This is a genomic window from Streptomyces katrae, from assembly GCF_002028425.1.
Lineage (GTDB): Bacteria > Actinomycetota > Actinomycetes > Streptomycetales > Streptomycetaceae > Streptomyces > Streptomyces katrae_A.
The window spans coordinates 1-16,116 of the sequence record NZ_CP020044.1 but is presented as its reverse complement, the minus strand read 5'-3'; the positions used below and the strand labels follow the sequence as shown (position 1 = coordinate 16,116).

Sequence of the window (16,116 nt, the reverse complement as noted above, 5' to 3'; positions counted from 1 at the left end):
GAAAGCGGGACGGCATGTCTGTTGACGTATCCGAAATGGTCGGCAACGACGCGGTGGTGACCCTGGGAGAGCCGGAACGGGCCGAACTCGAGGCGCTGGCCCGGGACCTGCTGCGCAGCGCACCCTCACGGATCGACACCACCGAGTGGGTCGAACGCGCCCGGGACCTCAGCACCCTGCTGCCGGCCCGCCTCAGGCGCACCCTGCGCCGCTTCACCCGCGACGCCGGCCCCGACGCCATGCTCCTGCTGCGCAACCTCCCCGGCCACCCCGACGGCCTCCCGGACACCCCGCTGGCCGCCGGGTCGGTCCAGCGCACCGCCACCGTGCCGGCCGCCGCCCTGGCCCTGGTCTCCCTGGGCCTGGGCGAACTGGTCTCCTTCCGCGAGGAGAAGCAGGGCGCGCTCGTCCACGACGTGGTGCCCGTCCCCGGCATGGAGGAGTACCAGGGCAACGCGGGATCGGTGGCGCTCAACATGCACACCGAGAACGCCTTCCACCCCTTCCGCCCCGACTTCGTCGGCCTCATGTGCCTGCGCAACGACCACGCCGACATCGCCGGACTGCGCGTCGCCTCCGTCCGCCGCGCCCTGCCGCTGCTCGACGACGCCGACCGGGCCCTGCTGCACCAGCCCCGCTACGTCACCGCCGCACCCGCCTCCTTCGGCGAGGGCCAGGGCCTGCCGGAGGCCGTCGGAGTCCTCTCCGGCAGCCCCGGCGACCCCGACATCACCGTCGACTTCACCAGCACCACCCCCCTCGACGACGAGGCCGCCGCGGCCCTGGCCCGGCTGCGCACCGCCATCGACCGCGTCACCACCACCCTGATCCTGGCCCCCGGCGACCTGGCCTTCGTCGACAACCGGCTCGCCCTGCACGGCCGCAACTCCTTCCAGCCGCGCTACGACGGCCGCGACCGCTGGCTCCAGCGCGCCTTCGTCCACCGTGACCTGAGGCGCTCGCGGGCCCTGCGCCCGGCCGACGGCCCCGTCGTCCACGGCACCCCCTGAACCCCGCCCCGGCGTCCGGCACGCACCGCGACGACGGGGCCACACCTCACGCACCCCACCCCGATGAAAGGACCACGATGGCTGTCGGAGCCGAGAAGGGCACCTACCGCAGGCCGGTGTCCCCCACGGAATGCTGGTTCCTGGTCTACCCGCCCTCCGTCCCCGGTGTCATCCAGGTCTTCGTCGAGGGCCAGGGCGCCATCGACCCCGCGGCACTGACCGCCGCGGTGTCCGCCGCCGCCGACGCCTGCCCCGGCTCCCGGGTGACCCGCCGCGGCATGGAGTGGGTCGACAGCGGCCGCGCGCCCGAGGTCCGCACCGGCCTCGGCGCCGGCCTGGACCGCACCACCTTCGCCGACGAGCCCGCCCTGCACGCGCCCCTGATGGGCGACGGCGGGCCCACCTGCGAGGTCCTGCTCCTCGACGGCGACCCGGCCACCGTCGTCTTCCGGGCCTTCCACGGAGCGATGGACGGCAAGGGCGTCCTGCTGTGGGCCGGCGAGGTCTTCCGCGCGCTGCGCGGCGAACCACTGCTCGGCGCCGACTCCGAACTGACCGAGACCGACCTGCTCGACAAGGTCGGCGTCCCCGAGTTCGACGGCCCCACCCCCGACCTGAACTGGCCGTCCTGCCTGGGCGAGCGGCCCGCCCCCGGCGGCGGGTTCCTGTGGCGCCGGCGCACCGTCGACGGCAGCCACTCCGCCCTCGTCGCCAAGATCGCCACGGTCGTCACCGCCGGCTCCGGCCTGGAGACCGGCCGGATCATGGTCCCGGTCGACCTGCGCCGGCACCTGCCGGACGTCCGCACCACCGGCAACCTCGTGCACAACCCGCTGCTGGAGGTCACCGCCGGCAAGCCCTGGCAGGAAGCCCACGAACGGCTCCTGCGCACACTGGCCGCCGGCGGCGACCTGGCCGCCCGCGCCGAACCCTCCCTGCCGTCCGCGCCGCTGGACGTGCTGGAGCAGCAGATCACCGCGCTCGACGCCTACTCCGCCAAGGCCGGCCGCTACGCGGCCCTGGCCACCGTCTCGCACATGGGCCGGCTCGACCTGGCGGAGTTCACCGCCCCCGGCTTCCACCCCGCCACCGTCTACGCCCTCCCCAACTCCGGTCCGGTCGGCCCGCCGGAGGTCGACGTCTGCGAGGTCGGCGGCCGCACCGAGATCACCCTCGGCTGGTACGACGGCCCGGGCGTCGCCGAGCGGGCCGAGGAGCTCCTCGACCGGATCGAGGAGGCCCTGTCCCCGCGCGCCCACCGCCACTGGGAGGGCAACCGCACCGACCGCCCCGTCGACACGGCCCGCAGCGTCGTCCACCGCTTCGCCGAGCAGGTCCGCCGCACCCCCGACGCCGTCGCCCTCACCGGCCCGGAGGGGGAGGTCTCCTACCGGGAGCTCGACGCCCGCTCCACCGCCGTCGCCGCCGGGCTGCGCCGGCGCGGCATCGGCCGCGAGAGCCTCGTCGGCCTGCTGGCCGACCGGACCCCCGACGCCGTCGCGAGCATCTGGGGCGTGCTGAAGGCGGGCGCCGCCTACCTCCCGCTCGACCCCCACCACCCCGACGCGCGCCTGGCCGGCGTACTCGCCGACGCGGGCAGCACCCTGTGCCTGACCGACCGCCGGTACGCCGGGCGCGACTGCCTGCCCGAAGGCTGCGAGGGCCTGGTCCCCGCGGACCTCCCCCCGCACGACGGCCCGCTCCCGCAGCCGGCGGACGGACCCGCCCCCGAGGACCTGGCCTACGTCATCTACACCTCGGGCTCCACCGGCACCCCCAAGGGCGTCGAGATCGAACACGGCGCGCTGACCACGTTCGCCGACTGGGCGCTGCGCGTCTACGGCGTCGACGCCGGCACCTGCTTCCCGCTGTTCACCTCGCTCGCCTTCGACCTGTCGAACACCGCGCTGTTCCTGCCGCTGCTCGTGGGCGGCTCGGTCGCCCTGGTGCCGGGCGAGCTCAACCACGTCACCCTGCGGGAGGTCCTGGAGGACTCCGGCTGCAACGCGATCAAGCTGACGCCCACCCACCTCGACCTCATCGGCCGCCTCGGCATCCGGCCGGCCGGGTTCAAGGCGGTCATCGCCGGCGGTGAGCTGCTGCGCGGTTCGGTCGCGGCGGCCGCCCAGGAGGCGTTCGGCCCGCAGTGCGGCATCTTCAACGAGTACGGGCCCACCGAGACCACCGTCGGCTGCATGACCCGCCGGTTCGGCCGGGACGGCGACGCCGAGGCGGCCTCCGTGCCGATCGGCGTGCCCACCGACAACACGCGCATCCACCTCCTCGACGAGGAACGCCGCTTCGTCGAGCCGGGCGCCATCGGCGAGATGTACCTGGCCGGCGAGCAGCTGGCGCGCGGCTACCGGGGCCGCCCGGACCTGACCCGCGAACGCTTCGTCACCCTCGCCGACGGCACCCGCGCCTACCGCTCGGGCGACCTGGCCCGTCTGCTGCCCGGCGGCGAGCTGGAGTCCTGCGGCCGCAACGACGAGCAGGTCAAGGTCCGCGGCCACCGCGTCGAGCCCGCCGAGATCGCCCGGGTGCTGGAGCGGCACCCCGACGTGGAGCGGGCCGTGGTCGTCGACCGGCGCCGCGCGGCCGGCGCGGACGGGCTGCTGTGCGGGTACGTGGTGACCCGGCCCGCCACGACCTCCGAGGAGCCCGCCGCGTTCGCGGCGCGCCTGCTGCCCTCGTACATGGTGCCGGCGGCCGTCGTGGCCGTGCCCGACATCCCCCTCACCGTCAACGGCAAAGCGGACGCGTCCCGGCTGCCCGACCCCTTCGCCGACGGGGCAGCCCAGGCGCCGGCCGCCGCCGAGCCGGACCCGGAGCAGGCGGCCGTGGCCGGGATCTGGGCCCGCGTGCTCGGCGCCGACCCCGCGTCGATCGGCCCGGACACCGACTTCCACCTGCTGGGCGGCACCTCCTTCACCCTGGTGGCGATGCTCGCCGCGGTGTGCGCGGAGATCGTCGGCGCGGCGGGCGAACAGCGGTTCATGGGGCGGCTCGACGAGGTGCTGCGCCGCCCCACCCCGGCCCGGATCGCCGAACTCGCGCGCGAAGCCGCCGAGCAGGGCTGACGGCCGGGGCCACGGGCCACGGCCCGTGGCCCCGCCCGGCCTCACATCCAGCCGGACTCGCGGGCGATGCGGATGGCGTCGACCCGGTTGCGGGCGCCGAGCTTGTTGACCGAGCTGGTCAGGTAGTTGCGCACCGTCCCGACGGACAGGAAGAGCCGGGAGGCGATCTGCTTGGCACCCTCGCCCCTGGCGGCGAGCTCCAGCACCTCCGTCTCGCGGGGCGTCAGCGGGGTCTCGTGACCACCGTCCAGGGCGGACAGGGCCAGCTGCGGGTCGACCACCCGCTGTCCCTCGGCCACCGCCCGGATCGCCGCGGTCAGCCGCGCCGGCTCGGCGTCCTTGGGCAGGAAGCCGCACACCCGCGCCTCCAGGGCCCGGCGCAGGGTGCCGGGCTTGCCCAGACTGGTCAGGATCAGCACCCGGCACTCGGGCAGCTCCTCGTGGAGCGCCGCGGCCGCGGTGATGCCGTCCACCCCCGGCAGGTCGATGTCGAGCACCGCCACGTCCGGTCTCAGCCGGCGGGCCGTCGGCAGGATGTCATGGCCGGATTCGACCTCGGCGACCACGTCGAGGTCGCTCTCCAACGCCAGCAGGGAAGCCAGCGCGCGGCGCAATATGTACAGATCCTCGGCGAGCATGACGCGGATCATGGAGTCCCCCGTTCCCGTCGCCAGGGCGACCACCGACGGTCGGGGTCGGCCCCTGGCCGTTGCAGGGTACACGTTGTCCCTGGCCGGGAATGGGCGGGGAAAGGGCCGGGAAAGGGCCGGGAACGACCGCGGGCTCAGGCGAACAGCAGGGCCCGCTCGCGGTGCGCCACCGACCCCGGCAGGTCCAGCTCCGGGTCCTCGGACAGGATCAGGTGCTGGAGCCGCTCCACGTCCCTCGGCAGCCTCAGGCCCAGCTCCGCGGTCAGCTCCGCGTGCAGCCGCTGGTACGCCTCCAGCGCCCGCCAGGTGTAGCCGGAGCGGTACAGCGCCAGCATGAAGTGCCGGCAGAACCGGTCGTCCATCGGGTAGCGGGCCGTCAGCACCCGCAGTTCCGGCACCAGTTCCCGGTGCCGCCCCAGCCGCAGGTCGCAGTCGATGCGCTGCTCCAGTGTCAAGAGCCGGTCCTCGTCCCAGCGCAGCGCCTCCGCCTCCAGCACCCGCCCCACCGGCACGTCCACCAGCGCCGGGCCGCGCCACAGGCCCAGCGCCCGGGACAGCAGGGTGGAGGCGGCCGCGTCGTCACCGGCGGCCCGGGCCGTACGGCCCGCCGCAGCGGTGCGCTCGTAGCGCGCGATGTCCACCCGCTCCCGGGAGACCGCCAGCCGGTAGGCGCTGCCCTCCGTGGTCAGCACGTCCTTGGCCGAGCGCGGGTCGCCGTCCGCCAGGACGGCCTCGATGCGCTGGCGCAGCTGCATGATGTACGTCTGCAGGGTGCGCACCGCGCTGCGCGGGGCCGACTCCCCCCACAGCTCCTTGATCAGCGTGGAGATCGGCACGGGGCAGTCGGCGTTCAGGGCGAGCGTGGCGAAGATCTGCCGGGGCTTGCCGGCGGTGGGCACGACCGACGTCCCCTCTTCGTGGGCCGTCAACGGTCCGAGCACGCGGATCTCCACGTCGTTCCTCCTGGGGGGGGGCTGCGGTCGGGGTGCCGTCCGATCGTCGCACCGGGCCGGGAGCCCGGCCCAGTGCCGCCCTCCGTGATCGGCCGCTGAATTTCTCATATGCCGTGTGAACGGCTCACGGTCGCGACGCGCCTCACCTCGTCCGCCAGCCGGGCCAGCGCCACCGACTCCCGCCCCGGCCCCGGATCGCGGAGCGGGGCGCGCACCGCCTCGGCGAAGGCGCGCACGGTGTTGGCGCACTGGTCGTCCGCCTCCAGCAGGACCTCCCGCTCGCCGCCCGGGCCGCTCAGCCGCAGCACCGGGCGCAGGTCGGCGGGCGGGGTGAACGCCCGGTCCACGCGAAGGCTGCCGCCGGTGCCGTGCAGGGCGTACTGCGACCGGTACGCGTGGTCCATGCCGAAGGCCAGCCGCCCCGTCACTCCGGCGGCGGAGCGCACCACGACGCTCCCGCCGGTGTCGACGGCACCGGGCGCACCGGCGTCGAACGCGGCGGACACCACCTCCAGTCCGGGCCCCAGGAACAGCTGGGCGACGCGCAGCGGGTAGACGCCCACGTCGAGGAGGGCGCCGCCGCCGAGGTCGGCGCGGTGGCGGATGTCCTCGGGCGGCGGCGCCGGAATCGTGAACGCGGCCTCGAACGAGCGCAGCACGCCGAGGGCGCCGGCGGCGAGCAGCCGGGCCACCGCGGCGTGCTGGGAGTGGTGCAGGAACATGAAGTTCTCCCGCAGCACCAGGCCGCGTTCGCCGGCCAGCGCCGTCAGCGCGGCGCTCTGGCGGGCGTCGGTGGTCAGCGGCTTCTCGGCCAGGACGTGCTTGCCCGCGAGTAGCGCCGCCCGGACCCACCGGGCGTGCAGCCCGGTCGGCACGGGCACGTACACCGCCTCCACGTCCGGCCGCGCCAGCAGTTCCCCGTAGCCGGTCGCCTCGCAGCCGAAGGCGGCCGCCACCTCGGCGGTCCTGTCCGGGCTGCGGCCGGCGACGGCGACGAGCCGGGCGGCGGGGGCGGCGGTCAGCGCGGGGAGCACCCGCCTGCGGGCGATGGAGGCGCAGCCGAGCACGCCGACACGGACGGGATCCACGGATCCTCCTGAAGGGAAAGGGCACGGAAAAGGGCACGGGCCCCCGGCGGGGACCCGTGCCGATGGTGCGGGCGGTGCCTCAGGCGAGGGAGGCGAGGCAGGCCAGCAGGGTGCGGGCCTGCACGTTGACCTGCCGGCCCTGGCGCACCATGTCGGACAGCTGGGGCACGGTCAGCCAGGCGTACTCGGCGGGGGGCCGCAGGGGCACCGCCTCGTCCGCCTCGACCACGAGGTAGCGGCTCTCGGCGTTGCGGAACCGGCCGCCCTCCTCGGCGTGCACCGCCGAGTACAGGACCCGGGCGGGGCCCGCGGACAGCACGTGGTCCAGCAGGAACGGCCACCGCCCGGCCGGGTGGTTGCCCGGCACGCACTGCACCGTCGGGCCCAGCTCGACCACCCCCGGCAGCCCGCCCTCCGCCTTGGCCTGCACCAGGACGTGGCGCACCCCGCCGATGTCGCGCACGACGAAGGCGGTCACCCCCATCCCGACGGGCTCCAGCAGCGGTTGGCTCCAGCTCCCCACCTCGCGGCTGGCGGCCCGTACGGAGACGGCCACCACCCGGAAGAAGCGGCCGTCGTGCCGGGCCACGGTGTCGCCGGTGCGGTACCAGCCGGGCAGCCCGAGCAGCGGGACCCGCTCGATGTGCCAGGCGTGCTCGGAGCGGTGCGAGGTCAGCCAGCCCTGCACCTCGGCATCGCTCAGCAGCGCCCGGCCGCCGCTGTCCGCGTCCCCGCCGGCCGCGCCGGGCAGGGGCAGCGCCGACAGCACGGTCCGCGAGTCCATGTTGACGGTGTTGTCCCGCCCCAGCAGCTCGTACAGCTGCCCCAGCGTCAGCCAGCAGAAGTCCTCGTGCGCCGGCACGTCCTCCGTCGTCTCGACGATCACGTTGCGGTTGTTCTTGCGGTAGAACCACGAGCCGTGCTCGGACTGGAGCACGTCGCAGACGGTGCGCCCGCGCCGCGGCCCCATGAAGTACTCCAGGTAGCGCACGGCGGCGCCGCCGTGCACCCGCGTGTAGTTGCTGCGGGTGGCCTGCACGGTGGGGGAGAGCTGGAGCAGGTTGGGGTTGCCGGGCTCCATCTTCGCCTGCATCAGGAAGTGCGGGACCCCGTCGAACTCCTTCATCAGGATCCCCAGGACGCCCACCTCGTGCTGGCGGATGATCGGCTGCTGCCAGGAGGGCACCGGCCCCGCCGTCGTCCGCACGGACAGCCCCTCGACGGTGAAGAACCGGCCGCTGCGGTGCCGCAGGTTCCCGGTGTCCGTGTCGAAGTCCCAGCCGTCCAGGCCGGCGAACGGGATCCGGGCCACCGAGAAGCGGTGGGCCCGCCCGCGCTCCGCAAGCCACGCCGGGAACTCCCCGGTCCGCAGCTGGACGCCCGCCTCGCGCCGGGCGGCGGACGCCGCCAGCCGCTCCCGCAGGCCGCGGTCGCCGCGCGGCCCCGGAAGGCCGTCGGCCGGGTAGGGGGGACCCGCCGGGGACGGGACCGGCGCCCGGCCCGCGCCCGCCGGCCGGGAGGACACGGCGGCCTGGCGCAGGGCCCGCAGCGGGCTGACGCGCAGCGCGCTCACGCGGCGGCCCTCCCGCCCGCGAACGCCGCGGCGCCCGCGTCGGCGGCCGCGCCGCCGCCGTCCAGCAGCGGCTTCCACCAGTCGGGCCGGTCGCGGTACCACTGGACGGTCTCGGCCAGGCCCCGCTCGAACGGCACCCGGGGCTCGTACCCCAGCTGCTCGCGGATCTTGGAGTCGTCGAGGGCGTACCGCAGGTCGTGCCCCTTGCGGTCGGCGACGTACCGGACCATCTCCGGACCCGCCCCGCACAGCTCCAGCAGCTGGTAGGTGATGTCCCGGTTGGCCAGCTCGTTCCCGCCGCCCACGTTGTAGATCTCACCGGCCCCGCCCGAGGCCAGCACCAGCTGCACGGCCCGGCAGTGGTCGTCGACGTGCAGCCACTCGCGGACGTTGGCGCCCTGCCCGTACAGCGGCACGGGCCGCCCCTCGAGCAGGTTCGTCACGAACCGGGGGATGAGCTTCTCCACGTGCTGGTACGGCCCGTAGTTGTTGGAGCAGCGCGTGATGGACACGTCCAGCCCGTGGGTGCGCCAGTAGCTGCGCGCCAACAGGTCCGAGCCCGCCTTGGATGCGGCGTACGGGGAGTTGGGGGCCAGCGGCCACTCCTCCGTCCACATGCCCTCGGCGATCGAGCCGTACACCTCGTCGGTGGACACGTGCACCACCCGCTCCACCCCGCTGGCCAGGCACGCCTCCAGCAGGCTCTGCGTCCCGCCGACGTTGGTCGCCGTGAAGGCGGCGGCCCCGTCGATCGACCGGTCCACGTGGGACTCGGCCGCGAAGTGCACCACCGCGTCGTGGCCCGGCAGCAGCTCGCGCAGCAGCGCCGTGTCGCACACGTCGGCGCGCACGAAGTCCAGCCGGGGGTGCGCGGCGGGCAGGTTGTCCCGGTTGCCGGCGTAGGTGAGCTTGTCCACCACCGTCACCCGGGCGTCCTCGTAGCCGGCGTACCCGCCGGCCAGCAGGGTGCGCACGTAGTGCGACCCGATGAATCCGGCCGCGCCGGTCACCAGCAGCCTCACACCGCCACCTCCACCCGGGCGTCGTCGCCGACCAGCAGCCGGTGGCGCGAGCGGCCCGAACTGACCGCGGCGCCCCGGCCGATCACCGAACCGTGGATGCCCGGAACGTCCCGCACGGTCGCCCCGGCCAGCACGATCGAGTCGGCCACGCCCGTGTCGTCGAGGACGCAGCCGTCCCCGATGGCGGTGTACGGGCCGATGTGGCTGTCGCTGATCACCGAGCCCGCGCCGACGACGGCCGGCCCGACGATCCGCGAGCGCGTCACCCGCGCCGTCGGGTCCACGACCACGTCGCCGACGACCTCGCTGTCCGGGCAGACCGCGCCCGCCACGGCGCGCCGCAGCGAACCCAGTACCTGGCGGTTGCACTCGATGATGTCGTCGACGCGCCCGGTGTCCTTCCAGAAGCCCGGATAGACCTCGGCCCGCACCTCGCGGCCCTCGGCGACCAGCCACTGCACCGCGTCGGTGATCTCCAGCTCGCCGCGCGCGCTGGGCCCGATCGCCGCGACGGCCTCGTGCACCGCGGGCGTGAAGAAGTACACGCCGACCATCGCCAGGTCGCCCCGCGGGTGCTCGGGCTTCTCCACCAGGGCCGTCACCCGCCCGTCGGCGTCCGTCTCGGCCAGCCCGAACGCCCTCGGGTCCGCAACCCGCTGCACGACCACCTGCGCCTCGGGGCGGTTGCGGGCGAACCGCTCGGCCATCTCGACGATGCCGTCGGTCAGCATCACGTCCCCGAGGTACATGACGAAGTCGTCGTCGCCCAGGAAGTCCCGGGCGATCCGCACGCAGTGCGCGAGCCCGAGCGGCGCGTCCTGGCGGATGTAGGTCACCTCCATCCCCACCGGCGAGCCGTCGCCCAGCACCGCGGATATCTCGTCGCGGCGCTCCCCGACGATCACCCCGACCTCGCGCACGCCGAGCGCGCGCAGGTTGTCCATGACGTGCAGGAGGACGGGCCGGTTGGCGATCGGGATCAGCTGTTTGGGCATCGAGTACGTGAAGGGGCGCAGGCGTGTGCCCATACCCCCGGACAGGACCAGGGCTTTCATCGAGCCTTCTCCTCAGACGGTCTGCCGACTCGTCGGGCGGCGACGGGTGTGTCGGGCTCCATCGGTGGACGCGCGCACACCGTCCGCGGCGCGCTACGGTCCCCGTCGTGGGGCGGGACGCGCGTGCCGGATGCCCCCGAACGCCCCACCACCGGTTCCGTCCCCCACAGCCGCCCCGGCGCCCAGGGGTGAACCGGCCTGCACCGGAGCCTAGGGACGCCCCCGCCCCCCGACACCCTTACCGCCCCTACCGCCCCCCTTGGGCCCGGCCGCCCGCCCCCAGGCCCTCACCTGGCCTGCTCGCCACGGACATCACACGACCGTCCTCCCGCACGCCGACCCGCGACCGCGCCTTCCGCGACCCCGCGGGCAACCTGGTCCGCATCCAGCAACTCCGCGGTCGGACGCGCGATCGCGGCAGGCACCACCGGCTGGTACGTCCGCCCCGTGGCCCCCCGGCAGGTGACGGTCCGCCACGTCTACCGGGGCTGGCCACCCCGGCTCACACCGTCAGCGCCTGCACCCGTCAACGGCAACCCGGTCCGTCGCCGTCAACGGCGACATCAACGGCCCCGACGACATCTTCTGCACGTCCTTGGTGGACGGGGGCACCGTCAACGGCCGGTCTCGGTGCCCGGTACGGCCGAGGGGTCGCAGTCGGCGCGGGACGCCGATGGGCGGCTCAGAGCCAGCCGCGGTGCGCTGCTTTGATTCCGGCTTCGAAGCGGCTGCTGGCGCCGAGGCGCTCCATGATCGAGGACATGTGGCGGCCGACGGTGCGGGATGAGATTCCCAGGCGCTGGCCTGCGGCGTCGTCGGTGAGTCCGGAGCCGAGCAGGCGCAGTAGTTCGCGTTCGGTGGCGGTGAGTCCGGTCCGGGTGTCCTCGGGGTGGGCGGCGCCGAGGGGGACGGCCGTGTTCCAGGCCTGTTCGAAGAGGTCGAGCAGGGCGGCGAGGATGCCGGGTTCGGTCACGTACAGGGCGCCCTTGCGGTTGTCCGCGGGGTCGATCGGGACGAGTGCCTGGCTGCGGTCGATGATCACCATGCGCGGCGGGATGGTGGCCGCGGTGCGGACCTCGCCGCCCTGGCTGAGCAGCCAGTGGGCGTAGGTGGCGACGTGCGGTTGGTTGCGGGCCGAGTCCTGGTAGAGGGTCCGCATGGCGATGCCGCGGGAGAGGGCCTCGGCGTCGGTGAGTCGGCCGGCGGCGAGGTCCTCGGGCCGCTGGTTGCCGGGCTGGCTTCCGAGGGCCTCGGTGACACCTGGCACCGCCTCCTCACCACCGCCGTCGCCGCCGGCACGCTGGTGCCCGCCCTGATGCTCGGCGCCCAGTCCGCCTCCGCCAGCGTGGGCTCGACGATCGTCGGCATCGCCGCCAACAACATCGGCAAGGGCGCCTGCGACACCAACAGCGCGGGCAGCACCGGCTTCTACTCCAGTTGTAGCGGCGGCCCAGAGGCCTGGTGCGCGGACTTCGCCAAGTGGGTCTGGTCACAGGACGGCGTGGACGTCACCGGCCTGAACTCCGCAGCCGGCAGCTTCGGCCGGTACAACGGCGGCCTGCACAGCACCCCGCACGTCGGCGACGCCATACTCTTCAACTACGACGGGGCCGGCCACGCCGACCACGTCGCCCTCGTCACGGCCGTGAACGGCGACGGCACGATCAACGACATCGGCGGCAACCAGGGCGGTGTGCGCGGCAACTGGTCCGCCACCTCGCATGTCACGGCCAACACCCACTTCAACGGTGCGGTCGGCAGCTACCTCGGGGGGCAGAGGATCAGCGGCTACGTCTCGCCCATCGGCGGCCGGGACACCTCCACCCCGCCGCCGCCCCCGGCGCCGCCGGCCAAGAACAACCGGGTGATCGAGACCGTCGAGGGCGGCGCGCTGCACGAGGTCTACACCGACGCCGCAGGCTGGCACGACAACGCCGTACCCGGCATCCCGGGCAACATCAACGCCCTCGGCTTCTCCTACGACTCCACCGGCGCCCGCGTGGTCGAGGCCGCCGAGGACGGCGTGCTGCACGAGATCTACACCGACCCGGCCGGCGCGTGGCACGACAACGCCGTCCCCGGCATCGGCACCGGCATCAGCGCACTCGCCTTCTCCTACAGCCCCCAGGGCAACCGCGTGATCGAGGCGGTGGAGAACGGCACGCTGCACGAGATCTACTCGGACACGGACGGCAACTGGCACGACAACGCCGTGCCCGGCGTCGGAGGCGGCATCAGCGCACTCGCCTTCTCCTACAACTCGTCAGGCCAGCGCGTGATCGAGGCCTCCAAGGGCGGCCGGCTGCACGAGATCTACACCGACAGCACCGGTGCCTGGCACGACAACGCCGTGCCCGGCGTCGGTGACGGCATCAGCGCGCTCGCCGTGCGCGTCAAGGCGGACGGCAGCCGCGTCGTCGAGGCCGTCGAGAACGGCACCCTGCACGAGATCTACAGCGACGCTGCGGGCACCTGGTACGACAACGCGATCCCCGGCCAGGCCGGCAACGCCACCGCCCTCTCACTCGACCTGCGCAGCTGATACTCGGCCGCGTGAACGCTGCGTGCCCGGTACGGACTCCCGTGCCGGGCACGCAGCGTTCACGCGGGGCCCGCGCCACCAGGAGGCAAGAACGACTCCAGGCGGCTCCACTCCGCGTTCGTCACATCCCCACGGCCCATTCCGACAGCCTGGCCGCAACACCCCATCCACGTCACGAGATCGAGAAACACTTCCTACGTCGCGGAGCAGGGCAGCCGCGACGACCACCGGCCTGCCGTCTTCGAGTCGCCGGCCAAGATGGCCGCGGCCCGCGCCCACTCCAGCAATAAAGCCTCACGGGCAGGCGGATCCCACCAGAGCGACTGGTCCGGACCCGTCAGACGCCCCCCGCCCGTAGGCCGGCCGGAAGGGTGCACCCCCGCGCCGGCGGGTGGCAGACTCCACGGCACGACCGATACCGAGACGGCCGACGTCCTGCGCGAGGCGATCGACGCCTACCTGGGCGCGACCTCGCATGGGTCCTGGTGTGACTGAGCGCTTCAGCTGGCGGATGAGCGCCCGAGTTGGCGGGCTGAGCGCTTCAGTCGGCAAAGCCTCGGAAGACGCCCTCGGGGTCGTCCCCGGCCACGTCCGCGAAATCGCCGAAGTCGAGGTTGGCGATCATCAGGTTCGCGTTCATCTCGTGGATCCCGTACGGCACCACGCGGAACGAGCCGCCGTACGCTTCGAACTCTTCGTCGCTTTCGCACTCCTGCCTGGTCAGCAGGGACAGCGCCAGCAGCGTGACAGGGGCCTCCCGCATCGAGGTGTAGTCAGCGAGATAGGCCACGTGGTGGCGCTCTTCGTGCGCGGATGCCTCGGAAAGTACCTGAGCGGGAGTGATACCCGTCCACGCCGGATCGTCGACGATGTGGACGTACGGCTCGAAGTCGTCCTCCTCACCCCAGGTTTTCATCAGCGCCGCCTTCACGGCCGCCCACGCTTGCTCATCGTCGTAGTCAGTCCTGATGACCAGCGCGGCGTCCTTGTCACGCCCCGCCGGCCACTCCACACGGTCACTCATGCCGTTTCCCCCACCCATCCACGCAGGTCACTACTTACGCACTCTGCATTCACGCTAGGCGAGAGCACTGACACACCCGTGTGCGCTTCAGGGGGCGAAGCCCGCCAGCCGGGCCCTGGACGCCCCGCAGGCGGAGGAGACGGCGCGTCTCGTCGATCAAGCAGCGCGAGGAGTGGAATGGCTACCGAGTGGGAGTTTGGCTGAACTCCTGGCGTACCCGCCGCGATGTGCTGTCGGCCGTACAGGAGGCCGAGCTCGAGGCGTTGCCGGGATGGACCTGGGACCAGCGTGGAGACCAGTGGGCCTCGATGCTCCAGCAACTTGCGGTCTTCGGGGCGGTGCGGGGGCACGTACAGCCGAGCCTGACCCTCGGCGACGAGCAGGAGAAGGCGCTCGTCAGGTGGAAGCGCAACAACAAGAACCGTCTTCAGGGCCGCGGGGACGGCAAGGCTCTCCAGCTGCGGGCGCTACTGGCTCAGTACGGGGAGGCCCTTCCCTGACCGTCATAAGCCCTGGCCGGCCTCACCCGTGCCGCACGGTTGTTCACTGTGCGACCGTCAGGCGCCGCCCCAGACCGCGGCGTCCGTGCCCCACAGACCCGGCGGGCGTCCCCAGTTCACCGGGCCTCCCTCGTACGACACCGGCGGCAGCGCGTGCCGCAGCCGGCCCATGGGGCTGTCGGTCTCGGTCAGCCAGCGCCCGGCGTCGAAACCGTCATCCTCGCCCGGAGCGGGGGCCAGGTCGTGGACCAGCCAGTGCGCGGTCTGCGCCAGGGCCAGGCGTACCAGCCGGGTGCCGCCCGTGCGGTGCTGCTCGGTGAGCGCACGCAGCACCCCGGCCGCCAGCAGATAGCCGGTGCCGTGGTCGAGCGCCTGGGCGGGCAGCGCGCCGGGCGAGTCCGGCGAGCCCTCCAGTTCGGCGATGCCGGTGGCCACTTGGACCAGGCTGTCGAAGCCGCGCCGCTCGTGCCACGGCCCGTAACGGCCCCACGCGGACAACTGTGCGATCACGAGCCCCGGACGGCGCCCGGCGAGCGCCTCGGGCGTCAGCCCGAACCGGTCCAGCGCGCCCGGCCGGTAACCGGTCACCACCACGTGCGCCTCGTCGAGCAGCTCCTCGAAGACCCGGCGGCCGGTGGCATCACCCAGGTCCAGGGTCGTCGAGCGTTTCCCCATCCCCGTGTCGTTGTGGGCCTCCTGACTCTCCGGCAACTGCGGGGCGTCGATCCGCAGCACATCCGCCCCGAGCAGCGCCAGCGTTCGGGTGGCGACCGGCCCGGCGAGCACCCGGGTCAGATCCAGGACGCGCAGCCCTGCGCACGGCAGCGCGGCGTCACCGAGCACCCTGCTCGGGGCGTCGTCGACGCGCACCGTCGTCAGCAGCGGCTGCCCCGCGACTAGGACCCCCTGCCCGCTCTTGGCCCACTCCTCGGGGCCGCGTGCCGCGACGGCCAGACCGCCCGCCGCGTACACGGTCTCCTCCACCTCCAGCGCGGTACGCTCCGCGATCGCCGCGGCCACCGCGGCAACCGCCTCCTCGCCGGCGTCCCCCGGCACCCCGAGACTGGCAAGCAACCGGGCCCGATGGTGCGGGTAATTGGCGTGCGTACGGACCCATCCATCGGCCGCCCGCCAGAACCGGGACAGCGGCGCGAAGGTCGCCCACGCTTGCCCGTCGACCCGCACCAGCCGGTCGCTGAGGAACGCCGTCGCGACCGACTCGTCGTCGACCCGCACCCGGGGAACGGGCCGCCCTGTGCGTACGGCGGTGAGCTCGGCGGCCGCGAGCGAGCACACCGCGACGGTGGCCCGCGCCAGCTCCATGACGGGCAGCCGCGCTGGCAGTCCTCCGGACGGACCGCCGAAGGACACCCGGTCAAGCAGAGAAGAATCGGCACCCAGTGCCGCCCAAGCCTGCGACGTACCTGCGAAGAATGGAGAGCTCATACCCGCACTATGGCACTGAATGCCACCTCCGGGTTCCCGGGCCGTTCAAGCCGTATTTGAACACCCGGTTCACCGAAAGTCTCGGCCACGTCAGCGGCAGCCGCCTGTTTCTGGAAATCTGCGAACGGGGCTATCGCGGCAGCCGGCAGGTTGTCCGCAAGCACCTGGCCGCC

Annotated in this window: 13 protein-coding genes; 4 read left to right on the top strand and 9 right to left on the bottom strand. The window is 73.6% G+C overall.

What is annotated here, in order from left to right; translation table 11 throughout:
* Window positions 1–14 precede the first annotated feature (14 nt).
* Both B4U46_RS35745 and B4U46_RS35740 read left to right on the top strand, forming a co-directional pair.
* Window positions 15–1,010, top strand: coding sequence for a TauD/TfdA family dioxygenase (locus B4U46_RS35745; RefSeq protein WP_079432432.1), 996 nt, complete (start codon window positions 15–17; stop codon window positions 1,008–1,010).
* 77 nt (window positions 1,011–1,087) lie between these two features.
* Window positions 1,088–4,090, top strand: coding sequence for a non-ribosomal peptide synthetase (locus B4U46_RS35740; RefSeq protein WP_079432431.1), 3,003 nt, complete (start codon window positions 1,088–1,090; stop codon window positions 4,088–4,090).
* Between the two features lie 41 nt (window positions 4,091–4,131).
* Here the strand turns inward: B4U46_RS35740 and B4U46_RS35735 are convergent, their stop codons facing one another.
* The 7 genes from B4U46_RS35735 to B4U46_RS35705 form a co-directional block, all read right to left on the bottom strand.
* Window positions 4,132–4,740, bottom strand: coding sequence for a response regulator transcription factor (locus B4U46_RS35735; RefSeq protein ID WP_079432430.1), 609 nt, complete (start codon window positions 4,738–4,740; stop codon window positions 4,132–4,134).
* A gap of 134 nt (window positions 4,741–4,874) precedes the next feature.
* Window positions 4,875–5,693 (bottom strand): AfsR/SARP family transcriptional regulator, encoded by an 819-nt coding sequence (locus B4U46_RS35730; RefSeq protein WP_079432429.1) that lies wholly within the window; start codon window positions 5,691–5,693, stop codon window positions 4,875–4,877.
* A gap of 104 nt (window positions 5,694–5,797) precedes the next feature.
* Window positions 5,798–6,781 (bottom strand): Gfo/Idh/MocA family protein, encoded by a 984-nt coding sequence (locus tag B4U46_RS35725; RefSeq protein WP_079432428.1) that lies wholly within the window; start codon window positions 6,779–6,781, stop codon window positions 5,798–5,800.
* A gap of 79 nt (window positions 6,782–6,860) precedes the next feature.
* Window positions 6,861–8,204 carry an NDP-hexose 2,3-dehydratase family protein gene (locus tag B4U46_RS35720; protein WP_107438488.1) on the bottom strand — a complete coding sequence of 448 codons (1,344 nt, stop codon included), beginning with the start codon at window positions 8,202–8,204 and terminating at the stop codon, window positions 6,861–6,863.
* A gap of 146 nt (window positions 8,205–8,350) precedes the next feature.
* A complete protein-coding gene (rfbB, locus tag B4U46_RS35715) occupies window positions 8,351–9,376 on the bottom strand; it encodes a dTDP-glucose 4,6-dehydratase (RefSeq protein ID WP_079432427.1) in 1,026 nt (341 codons plus the stop codon).
* Window positions 9,373–10,431 (bottom strand): glucose-1-phosphate thymidylyltransferase, encoded by a 1,059-nt coding sequence (locus B4U46_RS35710; RefSeq protein ID WP_079432426.1) that lies wholly within the window; start codon window positions 10,429–10,431, stop codon window positions 9,373–9,375. The genes rfbB and B4U46_RS35710 overlap by 4 nt, the downstream gene beginning before the upstream one ends.
* Window positions 10,432–11,113: 682 nt before the next feature.
* Complete coding sequence (locus tag B4U46_RS35705; protein WP_237293459.1) at window positions 11,114–11,698, bottom strand: helix-turn-helix transcriptional regulator; 585 nt, start codon at window positions 11,696–11,698, stop codon at window positions 11,114–11,116.
* Window positions 11,699–11,746: 48 nt separating this feature from the next.
* Here B4U46_RS35705 and B4U46_RS38530 point away from each other — a divergent pair, with 48 nt between their 5' ends.
* On the top strand, window positions 11,747–12,973 hold the full coding sequence (locus tag B4U46_RS38530) for a CHAP domain-containing protein (RefSeq protein WP_079432425.1): 1,227 nt from the start codon (window positions 11,747–11,749) through the stop codon (window positions 12,971–12,973).
* Between the two features lie 541 nt (window positions 12,974–13,514).
* On the opposite strand, the gene B4U46_RS35695 is transcribed toward B4U46_RS38530, so the two are convergent.
* Window positions 13,515–13,997, bottom strand: coding sequence for a DUF6924 domain-containing protein (locus B4U46_RS35695; RefSeq protein WP_079432424.1), 483 nt, complete (start codon window positions 13,995–13,997; stop codon window positions 13,515–13,517).
* A 188-nt stretch (window positions 13,998–14,185) separates the two neighbouring features.
* Here B4U46_RS35695 and B4U46_RS35690 point away from each other — a divergent pair, with 188 nt between their 5' ends.
* A complete protein-coding gene (locus B4U46_RS35690; protein WP_123996040.1) occupies window positions 14,186–14,497 on the top strand; it encodes a hypothetical protein in 312 nt (103 codons plus the stop codon).
* Between the two features lie 57 nt (window positions 14,498–14,554).
* On the opposite strand, the gene B4U46_RS35685 is transcribed toward B4U46_RS35690, so the two are convergent.
* Window positions 14,555–15,943 carry a CoA transferase gene (locus B4U46_RS35685; RefSeq protein ID WP_079432422.1) on the bottom strand — a complete coding sequence of 463 codons (1,389 nt, stop codon included), beginning with the start codon at window positions 15,941–15,943 and terminating at the stop codon, window positions 14,555–14,557.
* Window positions 15,944–16,116: the final 173 nt, after the last annotated feature.

Bases quoted from the DNA above. Each gene is read 5' to 3' on its own strand.
- B4U46_RS35695 (WP_079432424.1), bottom strand. From the start codon at position 13,997: ATGAGTGACCGTGTGGAGTGGCCGGCGGGGCGTGACAAGGACGCCGCG.
- B4U46_RS35685 (WP_079432422.1), bottom strand. From the start codon at position 15,943: ATGAGCTCTCCATTCTTCGCAGGTACGTCGCAGGCTTGGGCGGCACTG.
- B4U46_RS35710 (WP_079432426.1), bottom strand. From the start codon at position 10,431: ATGAAAGCCCTGGTCCTGTCCGGGGGTATGGGCACACGCCTGCGCCCC.
- B4U46_RS38530 (WP_079432425.1), top strand. From the start codon at position 11,747: ATGCTCGGCGCCCAGTCCGCCTCCGCCAGCGTGGGCTCGACGATCGTC.
- B4U46_RS35745 (WP_079432432.1), top strand. From the start codon at position 15: ATGTCTGTTGACGTATCCGAAATGGTCGGCAACGACGCGGTGGTGACC.
- B4U46_RS35735 (WP_079432430.1), bottom strand. From the start codon at position 4,740: ATGATCCGCGTCATGCTCGCCGAGGATCTGTACATATTGCGCCGCGCG.
- B4U46_RS35740 (WP_079432431.1), top strand. From the start codon at position 1,088: ATGGCTGTCGGAGCCGAGAAGGGCACCTACCGCAGGCCGGTGTCCCCC.